Below are 2,691 nucleotides of genomic sequence, written 5' to 3'. Positions count from 1 at the left end.
GCCGCGCTCGGCCAGCGCATCGATCAGAGCTTCCCGGTCCGCGCCATAGGCCTCGCGGTCCATCGCCTTGATCGTCGGCAGATCGTCGGCACTTGCTGCTTCCACGCCTTCAGGCGCGTCAAATTCTGCAACCTTGCCCTGATACTGCAGAACGGTGCCAGAGGATACAAAGCCGAGCTTTTCATAGAGAGGCATGCCGTCCGCTGTCGCGACGAGCCGCAGCGGACGGTCCTCGGCAAGGGCGAAGGCCTGTTCCATCAGCCGGCGCCCGAGCCCTTTGCCCCGCACATTCCTGTCGACGATCACCATGTTGATCATGGCGCAATCCGCGCCGTAGGGCGTTACCAGGATGGTTCCGGTGACGCGGCCCTGGTCATCGAGCGCGACCGCACCGTTCGAGAGCTGCAGGGCCATCTGCCAGTCCTGCGGGCGATGCGGCCAGTTCTCCTGGCGAGAAAGCACTACGGCTCCCTCAATATGGTCCGGCCCGAAGGCCTGGAGTTCGATGTCGCCGTGCTGCATGAGGCATCCTTCCGTCTGACGCCAAGTTTCGTCCATCGGCGCGCCGCAGATCGTCTGAAGGCGTTGGTTTCGGCAGTATCTTTCGCCGTAGCGCGAGGGATGCGCCGCATCTTGTGCTGGCGCCGGCCACGGCGGATGCCTTTGACTCCGAGACCGCCGCTCCCATCGACCGTCAAGATGCTACAGCGTGCCAAACCGGACGGCGGATACGGAACTTTCTGCTTTCGGGAGGGCTATTTCGGTCAGGTGGGTCGCCACCTGCCGTCCTATGATGAAATACGTCCCAACGCGAATGTGCTTCCACTGGAGATCGACGGACATGGCTTTCTTCCGGCCCAAATACATCACGTTCGACTGCTATGGCACGTTGACCAATTTTCAGATGGCGGAAGCGGCGCGCGACCTTTATGGCAGCCGGCTGAACGAGCCGCGCATGCAGGAGTTCATCAAGAACTTCGCCGCGTATCGGCTCGACGAGATCTTGGGCGACTGGAAGCCCTATGCCGACGTCATCCACAACGCGCTCGAGCGCACCTGCAAGCGCAACGGCGTCGCCTTCAGCCCTGACGACGCCAGAATGGTCTATGATCGCGTCCCGACCTGGGGGCCGCACGCCGACGTTCCGGCCGGCCTGGCGAAGGTGGCCAAGGAAATTCCGCTGGTCATCCTGTCCAACGCCATGAACGCGCAGATCATGTCCAATGTCGAGAAGCTCGGCGCGCCGTTCCATGCCGTCTACACGGCCGAGCAGGCGCAGGCCTACAAGCCCCGTTTCCAAGCCTTCGAATACATGTTCGACAGGCTGGGCTGCGGCCCGGAAGATATTCTTCACTGCTCGTCCTCTTTCCGCTACGACCTGATGTCGGCTCACGACCTCGGCATCAAGAACAAGGTCTGGGTCAATCGCGGCCACGAACCGGCCAACCCGTACTACGGCTATGTCGAGATATCGGACATTTCGGGTCTTGCAGGCGTGGTCGGGCTTTGAAACAGGCGGATTGCCGATGAAACTGATCTCCTACTGGCACGACACAGCCCCGGTATTTACCGGCGGGGCGCCAGGCCCCGTCGAGGGGCACTACGATGCCGCCATCATCGGCGGCGGCTTCACCGGCCTTGCCGCCGCGCACCGACTGGCGAGGGCTGGCGCCAAGGTGGCGGTGCTGGAGGCGGAGGGGGTGGGCTGGGGCGCGTCCGGACGCAATGGCGGACACTTGAACAACGGCCTCGCCCACAGCTACCTCTCGGCCAAGGCGGAGCTGGGCAAGGAACGCGCGATCGCGCTCTACCGGGCGCTGGACGATTCCGTCGACACCATCGAGGCGCTGGTCGCCGAGGAAGGCATCGACTGTAATTTCCGCCGCGCCGGCAAGCTGAAGCTCGCCTCCAAGCCGCAGCATTTCGAAGCGATCGCCCGCAATTTCGACGCCCTCCATGCCGAAGTGGATCCGGATACGGCACTGCTGTCTGCGGCCGATATCAAATCCGAGATCGGCTCGCCCTTCCACGGCGCGATGCTGTCGAAGAAAAGCGCCATGATGCATATGGGCCGCTATGTGGCAGGCTTGGCCACTGCAGCCGCCGGCCACGGCGCCGTCATCTACGAGAACGCGGTAGTGACGAACCGCAAGCAGGTCGGCACCAGGCATGAACTCACCACCTCCCGCGGCCAGATCAACGCCGGCAATGTGCTGGTGGCGACCGGCGCCTATACCACGCCGAATTTCAGCTATTTTCGCCGCAGGATCATCTCCGTCGGTAGCTTCATTATCGCCACGCGGCCGTTGAGCGACACCGAGATCGCCGCGACCATGCCCGGCAACCGGACATGCGTGACCTCGATGAACATCGGCAACTACTTCCGGCTCTCACCGGACAACCGCCTGATCTTCGGCGGCCGCGCACGCTTCTCGGCGACCTCGGACCAGCGATCCGACGCCAAGAGCGGGCAGATATTGCAGGCAAGCCTTGCCACGATCTTCCCGCAACTCGCCAAGGTCGAGATCGACTATTGCTGGGGCGGTCTGGTCGACATGACCAAGGACCGCTTCCCGCGCGCCGGCTATCATGACGGCGTCTGGTACGCCATGGGCTATTCCGGCCACGGCGCGCAGCTTTCCACGCATCTCGGCATGATCATGGCCGATGCCATGCTCGGCCGCGAGGATC

3 protein-coding genes are annotated in these 2,691 nt (G+C 63.2%); 2 read left to right on the top strand and 1 reads right to left on the bottom strand.

Annotated elements, in window-relative coordinates:
* Positions 1-522, bottom strand: a 522-nt coding sequence (locus NKH19_RS33120; RefSeq protein ID WP_352983902.1) for a GNAT family N-acetyltransferase, incomplete at its 3' end; no start/stop codon positions are given.
* Positions 523-841: 319 nt separating this feature from the next.
* Here NKH19_RS33120 and NKH19_RS33115 point away from each other — a divergent pair.
* Positions 842-1,510, top strand: coding sequence for a haloacid dehalogenase type II (locus NKH19_RS33115; RefSeq protein ID WP_352863607.1), 669 nt, complete (start codon positions 842-844; stop codon positions 1,508-1,510).
* 16 nt (positions 1,511-1,526) lie between these two features.
* On the top strand, positions 1,527-2,691 hold a 1,165-nt coding region (locus tag NKH19_RS33110), incomplete at its 3' end, for an NAD(P)/FAD-dependent oxidoreductase (RefSeq protein WP_352983899.1).

It is taken from the genome of Mesorhizobium sp. M1338, assembly GCF_040318045.1.
GTDB lineage: Bacteria > Pseudomonadota > Alphaproteobacteria > Rhizobiales > Rhizobiaceae > Mesorhizobium.
Note: the sequence above shows the minus strand (reverse complement) of the source record. Positions and strands in the feature narration are given on the sequence as shown.